The 18,400-nt window shown below is 42.2% G+C and carries 21 protein-coding genes; 2 read left to right on the top strand and 19 right to left on the bottom strand.

Annotated features, from left to right (window positions below):
- Positions 1 to 22: 22 nt before the first annotated feature.
- Positions 23 to 247: a DUF1128 domain-containing protein gene (locus ATG70_RS05525; RefSeq protein WP_098443353.1), complete on the top strand. Its 225-nt coding sequence runs from the start codon at positions 23 to 25 to the stop codon at positions 245 to 247.
- 38 nt (positions 248 to 285) lie between these two features.
- Here the strand turns inward: ATG70_RS05525 and rnc are convergent, their stop codons facing one another.
- The 11 genes from rnc to ATG70_RS05470 form a co-directional block, all read right to left on the bottom strand.
- Positions 286 to 1,077: a ribonuclease III gene (gene rnc, locus ATG70_RS05520; RefSeq protein ID WP_098443352.1), complete on the bottom strand. Its 792-nt coding sequence runs from the start codon at positions 1,075 to 1,077 to the stop codon at positions 286 to 288.
- A gap of 109 nt (positions 1,078 to 1,186) precedes the next feature.
- On the bottom strand, positions 1,187 to 1,420 hold the full coding sequence (gene acpP / locus ATG70_RS05515) for an acyl carrier protein (RefSeq protein ID WP_048309824.1): 234 nt from the start codon (positions 1,418 to 1,420) through the stop codon (positions 1,187 to 1,189).
- A 67-nt stretch (positions 1,421 to 1,487) separates the two neighbouring features.
- Positions 1,488 to 2,228: a 3-oxoacyl-[acyl-carrier-protein] reductase gene (gene fabG, locus ATG70_RS05510; protein ID WP_098443351.1), complete on the bottom strand. Its 741-nt coding sequence runs from the start codon at positions 2,226 to 2,228 to the stop codon at positions 1,488 to 1,490.
- 3 nt (positions 2,229 to 2,231) lie between these two features.
- Complete coding sequence (gene fabD, locus ATG70_RS05505; RefSeq protein WP_098443350.1) at positions 2,232 to 3,173, bottom strand: ACP S-malonyltransferase; 942 nt, start codon at positions 3,171 to 3,173, stop codon at positions 2,232 to 2,234.
- Between the two features lie 2 nt (positions 3,174 to 3,175).
- The gene (gene plsX / locus ATG70_RS05500; RefSeq protein WP_098443349.1) at positions 3,176 to 4,171 is read right to left on the bottom strand and encodes a phosphate acyltransferase PlsX; all 996 of its coding nucleotides are present in this window, start codon (positions 4,169 to 4,171) and stop codon (positions 3,176 to 3,178) included.
- Positions 4,172 to 4,188: 17 nt separating this feature from the next.
- Complete coding sequence (gene fapR / locus ATG70_RS05495; RefSeq protein WP_098443348.1) at positions 4,189 to 4,746, bottom strand: transcription factor FapR; 558 nt, start codon at positions 4,744 to 4,746, stop codon at positions 4,189 to 4,191.
- A gap of 121 nt (positions 4,747 to 4,867) precedes the next feature.
- Entirely contained in the window at positions 4,868 to 6,898 is a 2,031-nt protein-coding gene (gene recG, locus ATG70_RS05490; RefSeq protein ID WP_098443347.1) for an ATP-dependent DNA helicase RecG, read from the bottom strand.
- Positions 6,899 to 6,908: 10 nt separating this feature from the next.
- Positions 6,909 to 7,796: an L-serine ammonia-lyase, iron-sulfur-dependent, subunit alpha gene (sdaAA, locus tag ATG70_RS05485; protein WP_098443346.1), complete on the bottom strand. Its 888-nt coding sequence runs from the start codon at positions 7,794 to 7,796 to the stop codon at positions 6,909 to 6,911.
- Between the two features lie 20 nt (positions 7,797 to 7,816).
- Positions 7,817 to 8,479 carry an L-serine ammonia-lyase, iron-sulfur-dependent subunit beta gene (sdaAB, locus tag ATG70_RS05480; RefSeq protein WP_098443345.1) on the bottom strand — a complete coding sequence of 221 codons (663 nt, stop codon included), beginning with the start codon at positions 8,477 to 8,479 and terminating at the stop codon, positions 7,817 to 7,819.
- Between the two features lie 105 nt (positions 8,480 to 8,584).
- Entirely contained in the window at positions 8,585 to 10,261 is a 1,677-nt protein-coding gene (locus ATG70_RS05475; RefSeq protein WP_098443344.1) for a DAK2 domain-containing protein, read from the bottom strand.
- Positions 10,262 to 10,283: 22 nt separating this feature from the next.
- On the bottom strand, positions 10,284 to 10,646 hold the full coding sequence (locus ATG70_RS05470; RefSeq protein WP_048309833.1) for an Asp23/Gls24 family envelope stress response protein: 363 nt from the start codon (positions 10,644 to 10,646) through the stop codon (positions 10,284 to 10,286).
- A 303-nt stretch (positions 10,647 to 10,949) separates the two neighbouring features.
- Between ATG70_RS05470 and rpmB the strand changes: the two genes are divergently transcribed.
- The gene (rpmB, locus tag ATG70_RS05465) at positions 10,950 to 11,135 is read left to right on the top strand and encodes a 50S ribosomal protein L28 (RefSeq protein WP_098443343.1); all 186 of its coding nucleotides are present in this window, start codon (positions 10,950 to 10,952) and stop codon (positions 11,133 to 11,135) included.
- A 46-nt stretch (positions 11,136 to 11,181) separates the two neighbouring features.
- Here rpmB and spoVM read toward each other — a convergent pair whose 3' ends face one another.
- From spoVM to rsmB, 8 genes are all read right to left on the bottom strand, one after another.
- On the bottom strand, positions 11,182 to 11,265 hold the full coding sequence (gene spoVM, locus ATG70_RS05460) for a stage V sporulation protein SpoVM (protein WP_048309835.1): 84 nt from the start codon (positions 11,263 to 11,265) through the stop codon (positions 11,182 to 11,184).
- Between the two features lie 98 nt (positions 11,266 to 11,363).
- Positions 11,364 to 12,023: a thiamine diphosphokinase gene (locus ATG70_RS05455; RefSeq protein ID WP_098443342.1), complete on the bottom strand. Its 660-nt coding sequence runs from the start codon at positions 12,021 to 12,023 to the stop codon at positions 11,364 to 11,366.
- The gene (thiT, locus tag ATG70_RS05450) at positions 12,020 to 12,571 is read right to left on the bottom strand and encodes an energy-coupled thiamine transporter ThiT (protein WP_098443341.1); all 552 of its coding nucleotides are present in this window, start codon (positions 12,569 to 12,571) and stop codon (positions 12,020 to 12,022) included. The genes ATG70_RS05455 and thiT overlap by 4 nt, the downstream gene beginning before the upstream one ends.
- 66 nt (positions 12,572 to 12,637) lie before the next feature.
- Positions 12,638 to 13,285, bottom strand: a complete 648-nt coding sequence (gene rpe, locus ATG70_RS05445; RefSeq protein WP_098443340.1) for a ribulose-phosphate 3-epimerase — start codon at positions 13,283 to 13,285, stop codon at positions 12,638 to 12,640.
- Between the two features lies 1 nt (position 13,286).
- Entirely contained in the window at positions 13,287 to 14,174 is an 888-nt protein-coding gene (gene rsgA, locus ATG70_RS05440; protein ID WP_098443339.1) for a ribosome small subunit-dependent GTPase A, read from the bottom strand.
- Between the two features lie 10 nt (positions 14,175 to 14,184).
- On the bottom strand, positions 14,185 to 16,236 hold the full coding sequence (gene pknB / locus ATG70_RS05435; RefSeq protein WP_098443338.1) for a Stk1 family PASTA domain-containing Ser/Thr kinase: 2,052 nt from the start codon (positions 16,234 to 16,236) through the stop codon (positions 14,185 to 14,187).
- Positions 16,230 to 16,988: a Stp1/IreP family PP2C-type Ser/Thr phosphatase gene (locus ATG70_RS05430; protein WP_098443337.1), complete on the bottom strand. Its 759-nt coding sequence runs from the start codon at positions 16,986 to 16,988 to the stop codon at positions 16,230 to 16,232. Before ATG70_RS05430 ends, pknB begins: the two co-directional genes overlap by 7 nt.
- A gap of 77 nt (positions 16,989 to 17,065) precedes the next feature.
- Positions 17,066 to 18,400: a 16S rRNA (cytosine(967)-C(5))-methyltransferase RsmB gene (gene rsmB, locus ATG70_RS05425; RefSeq protein ID WP_098443336.1), complete on the bottom strand. Its 1,335-nt coding sequence runs from the start codon at positions 18,398 to 18,400 to the stop codon at positions 17,066 to 17,068.

The raw sequence follows: 18,400 nt of genomic DNA, 5'->3' as shown, positions 1-18,400 counted from the left end.
TTAAATAAGGCAGGTGGAACTAATGGATCTTACGATTAAATCAGAAGAAAACCTGGCGTATATGGTCGAGAGCATTAAAGAAAAAATGCAAGTGATCAATTCAGGCATGATTAAACCAGAATCATTCGATTTATCTTCTTATGATGACATTTATGAAATTTATGTCATGCTGAATAAGAAGCAATCGCTTAGCGTTGCAGAAATGCAAGCGATTTTAGCTGAACTAGGAAAATTGCGCGCTTCTTAAACAGTCGAATAAGCTCCTAATGAAAAAGAATCCTGAGCTCAGGATTCTTTTTCATTACGTTCTTTTAAATTTATAAGTGCTTTTTGTGCAGCCATTTGTTCGGCTTCTTTCTTCGAACGTCCTACTCCAACGCCAAGGTCATTTCCATTCAACATAACTTTCGATGAGAACTCTCGGTTATGTGCGGGTCCTTTTTCATCGGTAATGACGTAATCAATAACTCCAAGACTTTCACGCTGAATGACTTCCTGAAGCTGACTTTTATAATCCATCACATGAGAAAAAGCACCGGCGTTAATTTTCGGATAAACAAACTTCTCAAGAAATTCAAAGACGACTTCAAGACCTTGATCAAGATACAAAGCACAAACGAACGACTCAAATACATCCGCAAGAAGTGCCGGGCGCATTCTTCCACCCGTCATCTCTTCTCCCTTACCAAGAAGTACGAGATGTCCAAAATTCATGTCATTTGCGAATTGAACAAGCGATGGCTCACAAACAATTGCTGCTCTTAGCTTTGTTAGCTGGCCTTCACTCATATTTGGGTACTTTTCATATAAGTATCTTGATATCGTAAGCTCAAGTACGGCATCTCCTAGAAATTCAAGACGTTCATTGTCCATCTGCGGATGCAGTCGATGCTCATTCACATAGGATGAATGGGTAAAAGCTTGAAAAAGAAGTTGTTCATTTTCGAACGATACACCAATTTCCTTTTGAAAAGCAGTGAATTGCGATTTGATTGCCTCTCCAACCACGAGTTGTCGTGAATGCTTAGGTTTGAAACGTCTGGCTCTCGTTTTTGGTGAATGTTTTGATTTGGACATAGATACCTCCACGACTGATCACTATCATCTTTTTACTCTGGAGCTTTATTAACAGGAATAAAACCCCGTCAAGCGGGGCTTATTCCATCACTTCAGGTTAACCCGAAGATTATTGATGGCTGTTTATGTAATCAATTACATCGCCAACTGTTACAATTTTCTCAGCATCTTCATCAGAAATTTCAAGATCAAACTCATCTTCAAGTTCCATGACTAATTCCACTACATCAAGGGAATCGGCACCAAGGTCGTCTTTGAAAGAAGCTTCTGGTTTAATCTCAGATTCTTCAACTCCAAGACGATCAACAATAATCTTTGTTACACGCTCTAGTGTATCTGCCATTAGACTCACCTCCCCTCAAGCTATTATAGGATATATAAAACAAAAAAACTAGACGTTGATAAAAAAGTTACATGATCATGCCGCCATCAATGTGAAGCGTTTGTCCAGTGATGTAGTTGGCATCATCTGAAACGAGGAACTTCGTTGCTTTAGCAATGTCAACAGCTGCTCCAAGTCGACCAAGTGGGATTTGTCCTTTCATTCCGCTTTTTACATCATCAGAAAGGTCGTCTGTCATATCTGTTTCAATGAAACCAGGTGCAAGTGCATTAACAGTAATGTTACGGCTTGCAAGTTCTTTAGCAGTTGTTTTCGTTAAACCGATCACGCCTGCTTTCGCTGCTACATAGTTCGCTTGTCCAGCATTCCCAGCTACACCAACAACAGACGCTACGTTTACAATACGGCCATAGCGCTGTTTCATCATTTGACGAGTAACGGATTTCGTGCAGTTAAAGACACCTTTTAAGTTCGTGTCGATAACAGCATCCCACTCTTCTTCTTTCATTCTCATAATCAGATTATCACGTGTAATGCCAGCATTATTCACAAGCACTTCAAGGCTACCGAATGTTGAGACAACTTCCTTAATCATGCCCTGAACTTCGTCCATACTTGCAACATTCGCTTTAATGGCAATCGCATTGCCGCCAGCTGCCTTAATCTCATCTACCACGCTGTTTGCTTTCGCTTCACTTCCTGCATAGTTGACTGCAACATTCATGCCTTCTTTCGCAAGTTCTAAAGCAATTGCACGTCCAATTCCACGAGAAGCGCCTGTTACTAGAGCCGTTTTATTTTCAGCCATTCTTTATTCCTCCCCTAACTTTTCAATAAGTTGATCGAGCTGATCTGGCGTCCCGACGGCATGAACGGATGCACGACGGTTAACTTTTTTCACAAGGCCAGAAAGAACATTACCAGGACCAATCTCGATAAATGTATCAACGCCAAGATCCATTAGCTTTCTCACTGTATCTTCCCAAAGTACAGGGGAATAGATTTGTTCCAATAAGTGTTTTTGAATTTCTTTTCCTGAAGTGGATGGTTCAGCTGTGACATTTGCAACAACTGGAATCGAAGCATCTTTAATCTCAATCGCATCTAGAATCGCTGATAGTTGATCTGCAGCAGGCTTCATAAGGCTTGAATGAAACGGTCCACTGACTTGAAGCGGAATGACACGTCTTGCGCCATTTTCTTTAGCAACTTCAGATGCTTTTTCAACGCCTGCTTTTGCACCAGAAATGACAATTTGCCCAGGACTGTTCAAGTTTGCAAGCTGAACTGTTGCGGTCGAAGCCGTAACTTCATCAACCACTTTTTGCAATTCTTCACGTTCCATACCCATAATTGCTGCCATTGCTCCTTCACCTGAAGGAACAGCTTCCTCCATATAAAGACCGCGATTTCTTACAGCGAAAACAGCATCTGAAAACGAAAGCGCTCCTGAAGCAACTAGAGCTGAATATTCGCCCAGACTATGACCTGCCGTATAATCCGCTGTAATCCCTTTTTCTCGGAGTGCTTCAAGAACTGCTACACTTGTCGTTACAAGCGCAGGCTGAGCGTTTTCAGTTCTTGTTAACGTCTCAATAGGTCCGTTCATGATTAATTTCGTTAGCTCAAAGTTGAGTCGATGATCAGCCTCTGTAAATACATCTTTCGCTACTGAATAAGCCTCCATAAATTCTTGCCCCATTCCAACAGCCTGTGAACCTTGACCTGGAAATAGAAAAGCGGTTTTACCCATGATTATTCTCCTTCCTCTTTGACAAGAGATGATTGAATTGCAGATACTACATTTCCTGTCACCATCATTCTAGCTTGCTTAATCGCGCTGAATACAGCTCTTCCGTTTGACGATCCGTGTGCTTTAATAACAGGAGCATTTAGACCAAATAATCCTGCACCACCATACTCCGAATAATCAAGCTTTGTAGATAAATTCTTAAGCTTCGGTTTTAGTACACCCGCTGCTACTTTACTTGTAAACGAGCTTGTAAGTTCTTCCTTCAACATTTTGAACATCGTTAAGGCTGTACCTTCAATTGTTTTTAAAACCAAATTTCCGGAAAAGCCATCACACACAACAACATCTGCTTCGTTACCAAGAATGTCTCTTGACTCCACGTTCCCTACAAAGTTCAGGCCACTATTCTCAAGGAGTGCATACGCCTGCTTGCTTAGCTCATTTCCTTTTCCTTCTTCTGTACCGATGTTCAATAAACCAACGCGCGGGTTATTAACACCACGCACTTTCTCAGCATAAACCGAACCCATATGAGCGTATTGAAGAAGGTGATCTGGTTTCGCATCCATATTCGCTCCAACATCGAGCAGAACAAAACCAGCTTCATCTATTGTTGGGAGCGTTGGCGCTAATCCAGGACGATCAATCCCCTTAATGCGGCCGACATAAAGCAATCCTGCTGCCATTAACGCACCAGTATTACCAGCTGATATAGCAGCATCTGCTCGCCCTTCCTTTACTTCATTTACAGCTAAAACCATCGAAGCGTTTTTCTTTCTTCGAACAGCTTTTACTGGCTGATCGTCTGATGATATGTATTCTTCTGTATGTAAGACTGTGATTCGATCTTTGTTTCCTTTTAACAGCGGATTGATTTTATTTTCGTCTCCCACAACCGTAACAGACAAATCATTGAACGCTTCAATCGCTTCATATACACCATCTATTATGGCATCAGGTGCATTGTCTCCACCCATTGCGTCAATTGCAAGTCTCATTTTCAAACAACTTCCCTTCAGGGTTTAGTCGAGCGATACATAACAAATTCACCAGAAAAGACATTCTCATTCTGGACAAAGCTATTCACTTCAACCGTCGTTCTGTCTTTTCGCTGGTCTGTGACAAGTGCTTTTGCTACCACTCGTTCTCCTTCTTTCACCTGACTAGAAAAGCGAATATTCGCTTTGGCTGTCAGTGCAAGTTCATCATCAATAATCGCTACAGCAAGTGAATTGGCTTGAGCGAAAAGATGATGGCCTCTTGCGATTTTGTTTCTAGAAAAAACGTGTTCAGGACGAATATCAAGGATTGAAATGGCACTTTCATCAAGCTGGAGATCAATCACTTGTCCGATCACTTCATCGATCGGGAGAGCTTTTACTTCATCAAGCTGCTGCTGTGCCACGTACTTTATTCTCTCTCGAAGTTCTGGAATAGAAAGCTCCAAACGATCGAGTCTTATCGTTTGAATACTAACGTTAAACTTTTCAGCAAGCTCTTCATCCGTAATAAAGGGTGTGCTCTCGATTGTTTCCTTAAGCTGACTTTGCCGGTCTTTCTTACTCCTTTTCATCTACTACCGCCGCCTATCTAGCATTAATAAACGGATAAAGAGGATCACATGATCCTCTTTATCTCAGTCTTATGACTAGGTCCTAAAAGGTAGTATATACTTTGCGGTAGCATTATGCAAGCTAATCCAGCTTTTCTCCGCTTAAAACGCCTTGTTCAGCTAGGTAGTCTCGTAAACTACGATACGTCTCATCTTCCCAGAATGCGGTCGATTCAACAAGTGCAGCAGCATCATTTCGAGCCACTTCAAGTACGCGATAATCGTGAACTAAATCGGCTACTTTAAATTCAGGTAGCCCGCTTTGCTTTCGTCCAAAAAAGTCCCCGGGGCCACGAAGCTCTAAGTCACGCTGAGAAAGGACGAAACCATCGTTCGATTCCGTCATGATTTGCATGCGTTCTTTACCAACTTCTGATTTAGGGTCAGCAAGTAGCACACAGTAAGATTGCTCACTGCCTCGACCAACACGACCTCGCAATTGATGAAGCTGTGCCAGTCCAAAACGTTCAGCATCATAGATGACCATGATCGTCGCATTTGGTACATTTACCCCTACTTCTACGACTGTGGTCGAAACAAGAAGCTGGACGTTATTCGTACTAAACTCTTCCATCACTTCTTCTTTCTCATCTGAGCTAAGTCGTCCATGCATTAAGCCCACCTGATAACCGGGAAGAGCTGTTTGCATTTGAAAATGGACGTCAATCGCATTTTGAACATCAAGCTTTTCAGACTCTTCGATCAGAGGACAAATGACATAACCCTGCCTCCCTTGATCCAGTTCTTTTTTCACAAAATCAATCACTCGAGGAAGCATGTCTGGTTTCGCCCAATACGTTTCAATTGGTTTGCGACCTGCAGGCATTTCATCAATGGTAGATACATCCATGTCACCAAAAACAGAGATGGCGAGCGTTCTTGGAATCGGCGTCGCTGTCATATAGAGAACGTCTGGACTTAGTCCCTTTTCACGTAAAACACGACGCTGATTTACACCAAAACGATGCTGTTCATCTGTAATGACGAGCCCGAGGTTTTCGAACACAACTTCATCCTGTATCAGTGCATGTGTACCAATAAGAAGATCGACTTCTCCAAGAGCCAGACGTTCTAGAATCTCACGTCGCTTCTTCCCCTTCACTGATCCTGTTAACAACTCCACATTCAGTTGCTCGCCAAGAAGTTCTTGAAAAGATTCATAATGCTGCTCAGCAAGTATTTCAGTTGGCACCATTAATGCCCCCTGATGACCAGCAAGGTATGAAGCGTATAAGCCAATCGCAGCCACAACCGTTTTACCTGAACCAACATCTCCCTGTAGCAGTCGATTCATCCGATAGTCACTCTGCATATCCTTCAATATTTCGCCAACTACGCGATTTTGAGCACCGGTTAATGGGAAAGGAAGGCTTTCTACAAACGCATCCAGCTTCTCCTTTTCAAACACTTGTGAAGCTCCTTTTGTACTTTCCCGTTCACGCTTACGAAACACCTGCATCTTCAGCTGAAATTGAAGTAATTCTTCATAGACGAAGCGACGTCTTGCTTGCTTAAGCCCGTCATGTGAAGGTGGGGCGTGCATCATAAAGACAGCGTCTTTTCGCGGCATCAATTTATACCGCTCAAGCATTTGCGGAGGAAGATTTTCTTCTATTTGTTCCCCAAACTGATTCAACGCAAGCTGAATATAACGTTTCATCGCTTTCACCGTTACGTCCCCACCGACAGGGTAGATCGGTTCTATCGTTCCGTCTGGATTATGACTAGAAAACGTAATTTCATTTGCTGAGAGGGTCATTTTATGTTGATCCCATTTCCCTGTTACCGTAACAATCTGACCTAGCGTAAACTGCTTTTTTAAGAAAGCACGATTAAAAAAAACGGCTGTTATGAGGAATTTCCCTACTAACAGCCTTACGGACAATCGTGATTTCTTCTTTCCATAAAAGCGGACTACCGGTTCACTATGAACTTTCCCTTCAAGCGTTGCTCGTTCTTCATGCTTCACTTCAGCTAGATCTTTTAGCTCATAATCTTCATACCGAAATGGAAAATATTCAGTTAAATCTTGTATGTTATGAATTCCGATCGATGAAAGAGAAGCCGCTTTCTCATCACCAATCCCTTTTATTTGCGTAATCCGATCGTCCATTCTTTCTCACTCATTTCCTATCAAGGGATACTCCAAAGATTTTCGCTTCGAGCTCACGTCCCGTTGGTGTTGCTGCAAGTCCCCCTTGTGCTGTTTCACGAAGGGCAGATGGCATCGTTTGTCCAATTTTATACATCGCATCAATTACTTCATCACATGGAATGCGACTTGTAATACCAGCAAGAGACATATCTGCTGCTACGAGCGCATTAGAAGCGCCCATTGCATTACGTTTTACACACGGTACTTCAACAAGGCCTGCAACAGGGTCACATACAAGACCAAGCATGTTTTTAAGTGCAATAGCAAATGCGTGAGAAGATTGTTCTGGCGTCCCCCCCATTAGTTCCACAATCGCTGCTGCAGCCATCCCTGTTGCAGAACCTACTTCAGCCTGACAGCCACCAGCTGCACCTGAAATAGAAGCATTATTCGCTACAACAAACCCAAATGCTCCAGAAGTGAAGAGATACCTTACCATCTGCTCTTCTGTCGGATTTACTTTTTCACGAATCGCAAATAAAGTACCTGGTACAACTCCAGCCGAGCCTGCTGTCGGCGTTGCACAAATTGTGCCCATTGCTGCGTTTACTTCATTTGTGGCGATCGCTTTACTAACAGCATCAAGCATCGTATGGCCTGACAACGAGTTTCCAGACTTCATATAGTTTTGAAGAAGAACAGCGTCTCCACCTGTTAAGCCGGAATGTGATTTAACATCTTCATTAATTCCTCTTTCAACCGCCTGCTCCATGACAACAAGATTATTTTTCATTTGATTGTAAACTTCTTCACGTGTACGGCCTCTGAAATCCATTTCTTGTTCAATCATTATTTCTGAGATTGGCTTATTTTTCGATTGCGCCAATTCTACCAATTCTGCTACGTTACGAAACATACCTATTCCTCCTCTTTACCTCAATCGCTAATTTTTGCAACTTGTATAATGTTAGGCAACGATTCCACTTCATCTAATACAATTTGCGGAATGTTTTGATCCACTTCAATCGTCATTAGCGCTTCTTTGCCCTTCTCTTTTCGCGATACATTCATGTGACCAATGTTAATCTCATGTTTGGCTAACGTGTTTGATACACCTGCAATCGCGCCAAATCGATCATTGTGCACAACGAGAATCGCTGGACTATTCCCTGAAAGTCCTAGCGCAAACCCATTAAGTTCAATAACCTCGATTTTACCACCGCCGATGGAAATCCCAACAAGCTCAAGTTCTCCCTTTTCGTCAGATAGGTGGATGCGCGCAGTATTTGGATGATCTGTGATCGCATCTTCTTCCGTAAAGCGAACTTTGATTTTCTTTTCCTTCGCTATTGTAAGCGCATTCACGATTCTCTCGTCGTATGTATCAAAATCGAGAACGCCACCGATTAGCGCCACGTCAGTACCATGTCCTTTGTAGGTTCTTGCAAACGATCCGTATAGTGAAACGGTGATCGACTTAGGCTCACGACCAAACAAATGTCTTGCCACACGACCTATTCTAGCTGCTCCAGCTGTATGGGAGCTTGATGGACCAATCATTACAGGTCCAATAATATCGAATACACTGCGAAACTTCACGTTGACGCCACCTCTCAACTTGCTTTATTTAATAAAAGGAGTTCTATACAGAAAAAGAAAACCTGGCTCATGCCACGTTTCTTTTTCCGCAACTATTTATTCAATCTACTCCACGGCCATAATATAGGCGTAGATCGGTTGTTTACCTTCGTGAAGCTCAACTTCAACTTCTTCAAACCGCTCTTCGATATAAGCTACAAGGGTTTCTGCTTCTTCCTGCTCAGCGTCTTCCCCGTAAATAATCGTAACAATTTCATCGTCTTCTGTAATCATAGATGATAAAAGCGCCTTAGCTACTTCAAGACGTTCTTGTTCAGAAACAACAATTTTACCATCCGCGATTCCCATAAAGTCGTCTTTTGCGATATCAATTCCGTCAATCTTCGTATCGCGTACAGCAAACGTTACTTGACCTGATTTAACAGCTGAAAGACTATCTTTCATCGCTTCTTCATTTGCTTGAGCACTAGCAGAAGGGTTAAAGCCAAGGAGACTCGAAATACCCTGTGGCACCGTCTTAGATGGAATAACAATGACGTTCTCATCAACAACGGAAGCAGCCTGCTGTGCAGTCATCACAATATTGCTGTTATTTGGCAAAATAATGATATTATTAGCGTACACTTCTTCAATTGCCTTGATGATATCTTCTGTGCTCGGATTCATCGTCTGTCCACCTGGGATGACGTAATGAGCGCCAAGGCTCTCAAACAACGTTGCGATTCCTTCGCCCATTGACACCGTAATAATCCCATACTCTTTACGTTCAGCAGGTTTCTCTTTCTTCTCCCGCTTCGGACGCTCTTCTTTCACGATTGTTGAGTGCTGCTCGCGCATGTTCTCAATTTTAATCTTAATTAAACTCCCGTAATTTTGTGCATACGTCATAATGTTTCCCGGATATTCAGTATGCATATGTACTTTAACGAGATCATCGTCAGAGACAACTAGCAAGGAGTCACCATGCTTATCAAGTTCATTTCGAAATGCTTCCTCGTCATAAGGTGATTTGGCAAGCTTTTCTTCTTCAAATTGAACCATGAACTCTGTACAGTAGCCAAATTCAATGTCTTCTGTTTTCATATGACCTTGTGCACTTTTGTGGTGCTCAGCTCGCACAAGCTCATCCATCTTCTCTTCATCAACGGAAGAATCAGGTGTTTCTTTTCCTTCCAGAACAGCAAGGAATCCTTCATAGATTAACAATAGACCCTGACCGCCAGAATCAACTACGCCAACTTCTTTTAGTACAGGAAGGAGATCAGGCGTACGGTTTAAAGACTCTTTTCCTTCTTTTACAACCACCTGCATCAGCTCGACAACGTCTGATATTTTCTTTGCAGACTTCACTGCTTTACGAGCAGCATCCTTTGCAACGGTAAGAATGGTGCCTTCCACTGGCTTCATAACAGCTTTATAGGCCGAATCCACGCCATTTTCAAGTGCGGCAGCTAACTCGACGCTTGTAATCTCAGACTTTCCTTCTATTGACTTTGAAAACCCTCGAAATAGCTGAGATAGAATAACGCCAGAATTCCCGCGTGCGCCCATCAATAAGCCTCTTGCAAAAAGAGATGCCACGTCTCCTACTTTATCAGAGCTGCTTGATCTTACTTCAGCTGCTCCAGATGTAATTGTTAAGTTCATGTTTGTACCAGTATCTCCATCTGGTACAGGGAAAACATTTAGCGCATCTACCATTTTGGCATTCTTTGAAAGATTATTTGCTCCTTCAAGAACCATGTGCGCAAAACGCTTTCCATCAATCTTTTGAATCGTCACAGACTTTTCCTCCTAACTCCACTTATGGGTTGGTCACTCTAACCCCTTGGACGTAAATGTTTACTGAATCAACTGATAGCCCGAGCATTTGATCAAGCTGATATTTTACTTTTGTTTGCACGTTATGAGCTACTTCTGAAATTTTAGTGCCGTAGCTTACGATAATGTACATGTCAATGTTAAGGTCATCTTCATCTTTACGTACGACAATCCCTCTGCTAAAGTTATCTTTCCCCAATAGTTCAGTGATGCCGTCTTTTAATTGCTTTTGCGAAGCCATTCCAACGATACCATAACAATCAATTGCTGCGCCACCTGCAATCGCAGCGACTACTTCCGTCGAAATATCAATTTGTCCGTACTGGGTTTTCATTTCAATTGCCATTATATTTCCTCCCTTAGCGATTTAAGAACTGACCACTTAACAGTTTTATCCTCAATAAGATTCTATTCATAACATTATAAAGTAAAAATAAATCCTTTGCAGAGCTAACGTTATTTTACTACAATATCACATATAATAAAAGTTCATCATTTAAAACCTCTATTATGATAAGCTTTTACTGTTAAGTTTTTTTCTTGATAAGACGTGTTAAACATCTTGCATTCACTACACCTACATGATACTATAGTGGAGGATTTATCCTGCACTTTTTGTGCAATGTAGGACAGTAAGGAGGTAGAAACAATGGCTAAATGTGCAATCACTGGACGCAAGACTTCGTTTGGTAACAAGCGTTCTCACGCGTTGAATACAACAAAACGTAAATTTGGTGCTAACCTTCAAAAGGTACGCATCATGGTAGATGGTAAACCTAAGAAAGTTTATGTATCTGCTCGTGCTCTTAAATCAGGCAAAATCGAACGCGCATAGTAAACGTAAAAAAAAGCACCCAATTGGGTGCTTTTTTTCATTTCAACTACTCATTTTTTTTAAAAGACCCGAGCACTGCTCTCACAAAACCACCGAGAAATTTTGGTAATTTAATCGTATAAAACTTCATATTTCCCCCTCCTCAGAAAGTCAAAGATGGACCCCAGGATGAACAATATGAGAATATAAGATGCATTACTATTATATTCGCCGAAATTGAAATAGTACCTAAACCTGCTCGGCGTCCGAACTTCTTACCACCAATAGTATGCCACTACTGAATGAATAAGACCCATTTTCCCCGACCAGTTCATTGCTAATGCAGAGACTGGATCCCCAGGATATATGCCTTTCTATCAATGGATAACGGTAGCCAACAAGCGTTAAACCAGTTACTTCAGGAGTAAAAGAAAGAAAGGACATATATGGAAAACGAGCATCCTTTTGAGCAGAGTATGTACCAGGCTCTTTCATTTCTAATCGGTTTAATTTATCCTCAATGGAAAGTGATACGTTTGCTTTCACACCCTTGATCAACATTTGAACGTTCATCCAGCTATGATCAAGTCTTCCCCCTGTTACTCCAAACATCGTAATCGCATCGGGGTTTTCATCGATTGCCCAATCGAGTGCAATTTCTAGATCTGTGTGATCTTTTTCTGATGGATAAACGGTAAAAGGCAAATCATGCGTTTCCATCCATTTCCGTTCTTCCGCGCTTACTGAGTCAAAATCCCCAAATCCATGTTCAGGAATAACACCATTTTTTAATAGTGTATAGACGCCACGATCCACCCCAATCCACCTAACATCTTTTTCTTTAAGAAGATGAGCTGGAAGGTCCTCTTCCGGTCCTCCTGCCACAATATAAATGTGCTTTGAGCTCATTGTTTATGCACCAACTTAGGTGCTTGATTTGAGAGCAATGCAAGAACGATGATCGAGACAGCAGCAGTTGGCAGTAAATAAGACGCGTTATAAAGGAATGAATATAATGCCACAGGTGTTCCTTCTGGTGCCATATCACCGAACCAGATCACTCCAGAAATAAAATGACTGACCAACCGAAGAGCTGATCCAGTTAAGCACCCAAGAACGATCATCGTCATGCGCTTTCGTTTTGGTGCGTCCACTGTCACACTGAAAACCCCAGCCATACCAACAATCATAAAGGCGATGGGATAATCTAGTAAAAATTGAATGGGATGAACATAAAAAGGCGGGACGATAAGAGGTTGCAAAATCCCAACTAATAATCCAGTTGTTAAACCTGCACCTAGCCCTCTTCGGTAAGCGATTAAAAAAATGGGCACCATGGCTAGCGACACGGAACCACCATTTGGCCATAACCTGATTGACAATAAATCTAGTATCACGCCAACAGCAGCCATTAAAGCGATCTCTACAAGCAAAAGAAGCCGATTATCTTTCTTCATGAATCCTAATTCCTCCATTACCTAAGCTTTGTCTTATGAAAAAACAGCGGGTAGAGCCCCGCTGTTTTATGATTGACGTATTTGATCAATGGCCGCTTTCCGATCAGATTGACTATAAATTGCTGACCCCGCAACGAGCACAGTAGCTCCTGCCTCAATACATGCACGAGCCGTTTCAGCGTTCACTCCACCATCCACTTCAATTTCAGGGGAGACGCCTAATGAATCGGCAAGCTGTTTCGTCTCCGTAATCTTAGAAAGCACGCGGTCAATAAACGCCTGTCCTCCGAAGCCAGGATTTACCGTCATTAGTAAGACTAAGTCGACATCCTCAATAACGTGTTTAATTGCATCAACAGGTGTGGCTGGGTTAATGACAACACCAGCTTTAACACCTTTGCTTTTAATTAGTTGAATCGTCCGATGAAGATGCGGGCAAGCTTCAGCGTGAACCGTAAGAATATCGGCGCCAGCCTCCGCAAATTCTTCAATGTACTGATCGGGATTTTCAATCATAAGATGAACATCTAACGGTAGTGAAGTTATCGGACGTAGCGCGCGTACAATTGGTGCACCAATTGTAATATTAGGAACAAAGTGTCCATCCATCACATCAACGTGAATGTAGTCAGCTCCTGCTGCTTCGACGTCTTTTACTTCCTCACCTAATCTGGCAAAATCTGAAGCTAGAATAGAAGGGGCAATTTTTATCATGTTAGTACCTCCGTTTTTGATCCTTTATTTCCTGGAAAAATGAAGAATAATGATCGTAACGATACGCTTTAATTTCTTCTTTTTCTACCGCTACTTTAACCGCGCAGCCTGGTTCTGATTGATGGGTACATGCTCGAAACTTACATTCACTACTTTTTTCTTGTATCTCCGGAAAATAAAGCCATAGGTCGTCTGCTTCAATTCCTCTAAAGTCGAGTGAACTAAAACCAGGCGTGTCAGCTACAAGTCCAGATCCAAAAGGAATAAGTTCAACATGTCTCGTCGTATGCTTTCCACGACCAAGATGCGTAGAGATATCACTTGTATCAAGCTCAAGGTCAGGGTTAATCGCATTTAAGAGTGAGGACTTCCCAACTCCAGATTGTCCCGCAAATACTGTCACTTTTTCTTGAAAATAAGGTTCGATTTCTGCTACGCCTGAAAGACTCTGGGCAGATGAAACAACCACATCGTACCCTACTTCCCGGTAATCATCTGCATAAGCCATAATTTCATTTTCTTCAGCATTTGAAACAAGATCGATCTTCGAAATGCAGATGATCGGTCGAATATCACTCGCTTCAATATGAACAAGAAATTTGTCAAGAAGCTGTGTATTAAACGTCGGTTGCGTTGCTGAAAAAACAAGAAAAGCTTGATCAACGTTCGCAATCGGGGGACGTACCAATTCATTTTCTCTTTCTTTAATTTCAAGAACGTAACCATCCGTTTTATTTTCTGCTTCATATACAACAAAGTCACCAACAAGAGGGGTGATCTTCCGCTTTCTAAAGTTACCTCTTCCTCGACATTGGTAAATTTCTTTATTCACTTCATCCTGCACGTAATAAAAGCCGCTTAATGCTTTAATTATTCTTCCATCTGCCATGTAGGACTCCTTACTCATTTTTACCGTATTTTTGTTTTGCTTCTTCGTACGTGATAGTCTTCGAGTTTTCTTTCTTCTCTTTGTTATCCACAAAGGTTTTATACGAAGCTTCCTCGCCAGGATAGATCGTTAAATCAAAATTAATTTCCTTTGTTTCAGTAATGGTTTCCGAGATTTCTTCGCCTTCTGTTGTCGAATCGGTATAAAGGATTTCAATTAAATGTTCTTCACCCTTTTTCACATCGATCTTAAAGGAGTTAGGAACAACAATCGCTTCCTCTTCAGGTGAAGGTTCAGGTTCAGGTTCAGGCTCGGGTTCAGGCTTGGGTTCTGGTTCTGGTTCTGGTTCTGGTTCTGGTTCTGGTTCTGGCTCGGGCTCAGGACCTTTCGACAGGGTTATTGTAATCTCATCCCCTTTTTTCACTTGAGCTGCTGTACTTGGAGAATGAGAGAGAACCGACCCTTCTTCAACTGAGTCGCTGTATTCCGGCTCATCATATGCTAGCTTTAACTCTTCTTTCTCCGCGTATTTCTCCACTTCGGCTTTCGTTTTATCTTCTAAATCTTCAAGAGGAAATGATTCCGAACCTAAACTAAACCATATTACGATCGCGTCCTCTGTTGGCAGGACCATTTTTCCAGCTTCAGGACTTTGATCAAAAATTTCACCTTCAGGCGTGTCACGGTATTCGTCTTCGAATTTAATGTTTTCAAATCCTTGTTCTTTTAATAAAGCTTCCACTTCATCTTTCTGTTTCCCAATATAATCACCGAGCTCTGTTTTTTCAGCCCCTATACTAACATAAAGTGTGACCGTACTATCTTCTTTCACCATTGTCCCAGAGGCCGGATCTTGACTGATGACGTCATCTTCCTCTACTTCTTCACTAAACTGCTCTTCTTTCTTTACATCAAGTTTTTGTTCAATTAATGCGGATCTTGCTTCCTCGTATTCCATTCCCGTTACATCCGGAACTTCCACGTCACTTACATAGAAGAGATCAGGCATAAATGTAAATGCAAGCGCACCTGCTCCCCCGAGAAGTAAGAGTATCAGCATCACAAGTATTGCGATCTTTCCTGCTTTCTTTTTCTTTTTGGGAGGAGGTTCACTAGATTCACCATTTTGAACAGGTTGTTGCGGCATCGTATTCTGTCCTACACCTCGACTATCAGGTGTGACAGGTGTTAAGACTTTTGTCGCTTCTTCATCATCCTGCTCGGGTGGTTTTTCATAAACTTTTGTCGGGTCGAGAGCCATATCGAGCGCTTCATACATTTGTTGCGCACTTTGATAACGTTGGACAGGTTCCTTGGCCATCGCCTTCATAATAATATGCTCGACATTTCTTGGTAGAGAGGTATTGATTAAACTAGGCTTAGGAAAACGATCTTGTAGGTGCTTTAACGCGACAGAAACGGGAGAATCCCCTGAAAACGGAAGCACACCTGTTACCATTTCGTATAGCACGACTCCAAGAGAATAAATATCTGACCGTTCATTCGCCAATGCACCACGGGCCTGTTCAGGGGAGAAATAATGAACAGAGCCTAGTACCGAATTGGTATGCGTAATCGTTGCGGAGGTCATCGCCATCGCGATTCCAAAATCCGTTACTTTTGCATCTCCATACTCATCAATAAGAATATTATGGGGCTTAATGTCCCGGTGAATGATGTGATTCTCATGGGCATGCTCAATAGCAGACGTCATTTGTTTCATAATATCTAGCGCTTCTTCAATAGGCAGAGCGCCACGATCACGAATCTTTTGCTTGAGCGTGGTTCCTGCTACGTATTCCATAACGATGTAGTAAAAATCTTCTTCTTCCCCAACGTCATAGATTGACACTATGTTCGGATGCGCCAGGCTGGTCGCAGATTCAGCTTCCCTACGAAATCGCTTGATAAAATCATCATCTTGGGAGAATTCTGGACGAAGCAGCTTTACAGCAACCGTCCGATCCAGGATTAAATCTAAAGCTCGATAGACGATAGCCATCCCGCCGTCTCCAATGACTTCAAGCAGTTTGTAACGTCCATTAATATGCTTACCTAGCATGAGGTTTCACTTCCAGAAGCTGAAGAGTTCTCAATTATTGCAACTGTAATGTTATCCTCTCCACCTGCTTCGTTCGCTAATCGAATAAGCTCTGTTGCCTTCTCTTTAAGAGAACCTTCAGAGTTCATCACTTTTTCCAAGTCATTGTCTGATACTTTATTCGTTAACCCATCAGAGCAAAAAAGCGCTGCTTCATGTTCTTCCCACTCGAACGTGTGAATGTCTACTTTCACATCATCATCCGTTCCAAGTGCACGCAAGAGAACGTTTTTCCGTGGATGATCTTCCGCTTCTTCTGCTGAAAGCTGACCGCTCTTCACGAGTTCATTTACAAGAGAATGGTCACTTGTTTTTTGATTAAGTACACGATCTCCAAATAAATAAGCCCGGCTGTCTCCAACGTGGCCAATCGTAATAAATTCATTTGTACAAACTGCGGCGACAAGCGTTGTGCCCATCCCGGCATATTCAGGTTTTTCTTTTGAAAAGGCAAGGATCGTTTCATTTGCTTTTCGAATCGTATGTAAAAGCCAGGCTTCCGCTCTTCCCGGGCGAAATCCTGCTTTTTCATCTTTCCAACTTATCTCTAATGATTCAACTGCTAGTGCACTTGCCACGTCACCTGCCTGATGACCACCCATTCCATCTGCTACAATAACTAAATATTCGTCTAGGTGATTGCGGAGAAATGTTGTGCTATCTTCATTGTATGCCCTTACTTGGCCTTGATCTGTCAATGCGATTGCTTGCATGTGATTACCCCGTCTCCTCTTATCACAAGAATGCGGGAAGAATCGCCTGTAAACAGACGATTCACCAGCATCCAGCATTATTTTTTAACTAAACATGCGATATAAAATCCATCCGTGCCAAAATAATGTGGGAGAAGCTGAAGTTGTCCTTCTTCACAATACTCCGCCACTTCCTTAGGCAAACGGTTAGCGAGTGTTTTGTCTAAGGTGAATTCAGGATGTTCTTCCAAGAATTGTTTTACCACTTCCTGGTTTTCTGCTCCTTCTATTGTACACGTACTGTAAACCAATTTTCCACCTGGTTTTAAAAGAGACGCCTGAGCTTCGAGGATTCCTTTTTGCACAACCGTAATGCGCTCGATATCTTCCTCTTTTTTCGACCATTTAATATCAGGCTTTCTTCTTAACACACCAAAACCAGTACATGGAGCGTCAACGAGAATGCGATCAAATGATTTGGCTTTAAAGCGTTCACCTACATTTCGGCTATCTAGCGTCTCTGCTTCAATCGCACGTAAGTTCAAACGCTGTGCCTGCTTCTTGATTAATTTCACTTTATGAGCATGAAGATCAAGAGAATTTACGTGTCCAGATCCATTTAGTCGCTCTGCGATGTGAGTTGATTTCCCACCTGGTGCTGCGCACGCATCGAGAACTTTCTGACCAGGTTCAACGCCAAGTGCTCGTGCTACAAGCATCGAACTTTCGTCTTGAATTGTTAAGTCACCGCGCTTATAAACGTCTGTATCAAGGACCTTCCCTTGAATGACTTTAATGGCATCTTCTGATAAACTTCCTGGAACTGCTTCTACGCCTACCTTTGCAAGATCGTCGATCACTTGATTAACAGATGTTCGTGTCACATTCACACGAGCCGTTACATAAGGGGCAAGTAGGTTCTCTTCACACATTGCTTCCGTTGCTTCAACACCAAGTTGGTCGATCCAACGTTGCACGAGCCAGAGTGGGTGACTTTTTGCGATCGAAATGCGTTCTGCAACATCCTCTATCGCTTCAGGGTTCTTAAGCCCTTTTCGTTGGGTATTCCGAAGCACTCCGTTCACCATACCACTGATGCCTTTATGTCCTCGTTTTTTAGCTATTTCGACCGCTTCATGAATAATGGCACGATCCGGTACACGGTCAAGATAAACCATTTGATAAAGGGAAAGTTGTAAAAGAGAAATGACCCATGTCTGAATTCTTTTCCGATTTGTTAGAAAATCATCGAGGTAGAAGTCAAGAGTATTCTTTCGCTGAATCGTTCCGTATACGATTTCTGTTAATAATCCCGTATCTTTGCGACTTAACTGGTGCTTTTTAATTGTTTCATTTAACAACAGGTTGCTATATGCCTGGTTTTTATTGATTTTTTCAATTACATCAAGTGCTGCTTCTCTTACGTTTGTCAT

The organism is Bacillus sp. es.036 (assembly GCF_002563635.1).
Classification (GTDB): Bacteria; Bacillota; Bacilli; order Bacillales; family Guptibacillaceae; genus Guptibacillus.
Note: the sequence above shows the minus strand (reverse complement) of the source record. Positions and strands in the feature narration are given on the sequence as shown.

What these genes read in the sequence shown, in the direction of transcription:
- ATG70_RS05525 (WP_098443353.1), top strand. Translation starts at nt 23, where the DNA reads ATGGATCTTACGATTAAATCAGAAGAAAACCTGGCGTATATGGTCGAG.
- rnc (WP_098443352.1), bottom strand. Translation starts at nt 1,077, where the DNA reads ATGTCCAAATCAAAACATTCACCAAAAACGAGAGCCAGACGTTTCAAA.
- acpP (WP_048309824.1), bottom strand. Translation starts at nt 1,420, where the DNA reads ATGGCAGATACACTAGAGCGTGTAACAAAGATTATTGTTGATCGTCTT.
- fabG (WP_098443351.1), bottom strand. Translation starts at nt 2,228, where the DNA reads ATGGCTGAAAATAAAACGGCTCTAGTAACAGGCGCTTCTCGTGGAATT.
- fabD (WP_098443350.1), bottom strand. Translation starts at nt 3,173, where the DNA reads ATGGGTAAAACCGCTTTTCTATTTCCAGGTCAAGGTTCACAGGCTGTT.
- plsX (WP_098443349.1), bottom strand. Translation starts at nt 4,171, where the DNA reads ATGAGACTTGCAATTGACGCAATGGGTGGAGACAATGCACCTGATGCC.
- fapR (WP_098443348.1), bottom strand. Translation starts at nt 4,746, where the DNA reads ATGAAAAGGAGTAAGAAAGACCGGCAAAGTCAGCTTAAGGAAACAATC.
- recG (WP_098443347.1), bottom strand. Translation starts at nt 6,898, where the DNA reads ATGGACGATCGGATTACGCAAATAAAAGGGATTGGTGATGAGAAAGCG.
- sdaAA (WP_098443346.1), bottom strand. Translation starts at nt 7,796, where the DNA reads ATGTTTCGTAACGTAGCAGAATTGGTAGAATTGGCGCAATCGAAAAAT.
- ATG70_RS05470 (WP_048309833.1), bottom strand. Translation starts at nt 10,646, where the DNA reads ATGGCAATTGAAATGAAAACCCAGTACGGACAAATTGATATTTCGACG.
- rpmB (WP_098443343.1), top strand. Translation starts at nt 10,950, where the DNA reads ATGGCTAAATGTGCAATCACTGGACGCAAGACTTCGTTTGGTAACAAG.
- spoVM (WP_048309835.1), bottom strand. Translation starts at nt 11,265, where the DNA reads ATGAAGTTTTATACGATTAAATTACCAAAATTTCTCGGTGGTTTTGTG.
- ATG70_RS05455 (WP_098443342.1), bottom strand. Translation starts at nt 12,023, where the DNA reads ATGAGCTCAAAGCACATTTATATTGTGGCAGGAGGACCGGAAGAGGAC.
- thiT (WP_098443341.1), bottom strand. Translation starts at nt 12,571, where the DNA reads ATGAAGAAAGATAATCGGCTTCTTTTGCTTGTAGAGATCGCTTTAATG.
- rpe (WP_098443340.1), bottom strand. Translation starts at nt 13,285, where the DNA reads ATGATAAAAATTGCCCCTTCTATTCTAGCTTCAGATTTTGCCAGATTA.
- rsgA (WP_098443339.1), bottom strand. Translation starts at nt 14,174, where the DNA reads ATGGCAGATGGAAGAATAATTAAAGCATTAAGCGGCTTTTATTACGTG.
- pknB (WP_098443338.1), bottom strand. Translation starts at nt 16,236, where the DNA reads ATGCTAGGTAAGCATATTAATGGACGTTACAAACTGCTTGAAGTCATT.
- ATG70_RS05430 (WP_098443337.1), bottom strand. Translation starts at nt 16,988, where the DNA reads ATGCAAGCAATCGCATTGACAGATCAAGGCCAAGTAAGGGCATACAAT.
- rsmB (WP_098443336.1), bottom strand. Translation starts at nt 18,400, where the DNA reads ATGACAAACGTAAGAGAAGCAGCACTTGATGTAATTGAAAAAATCAAT.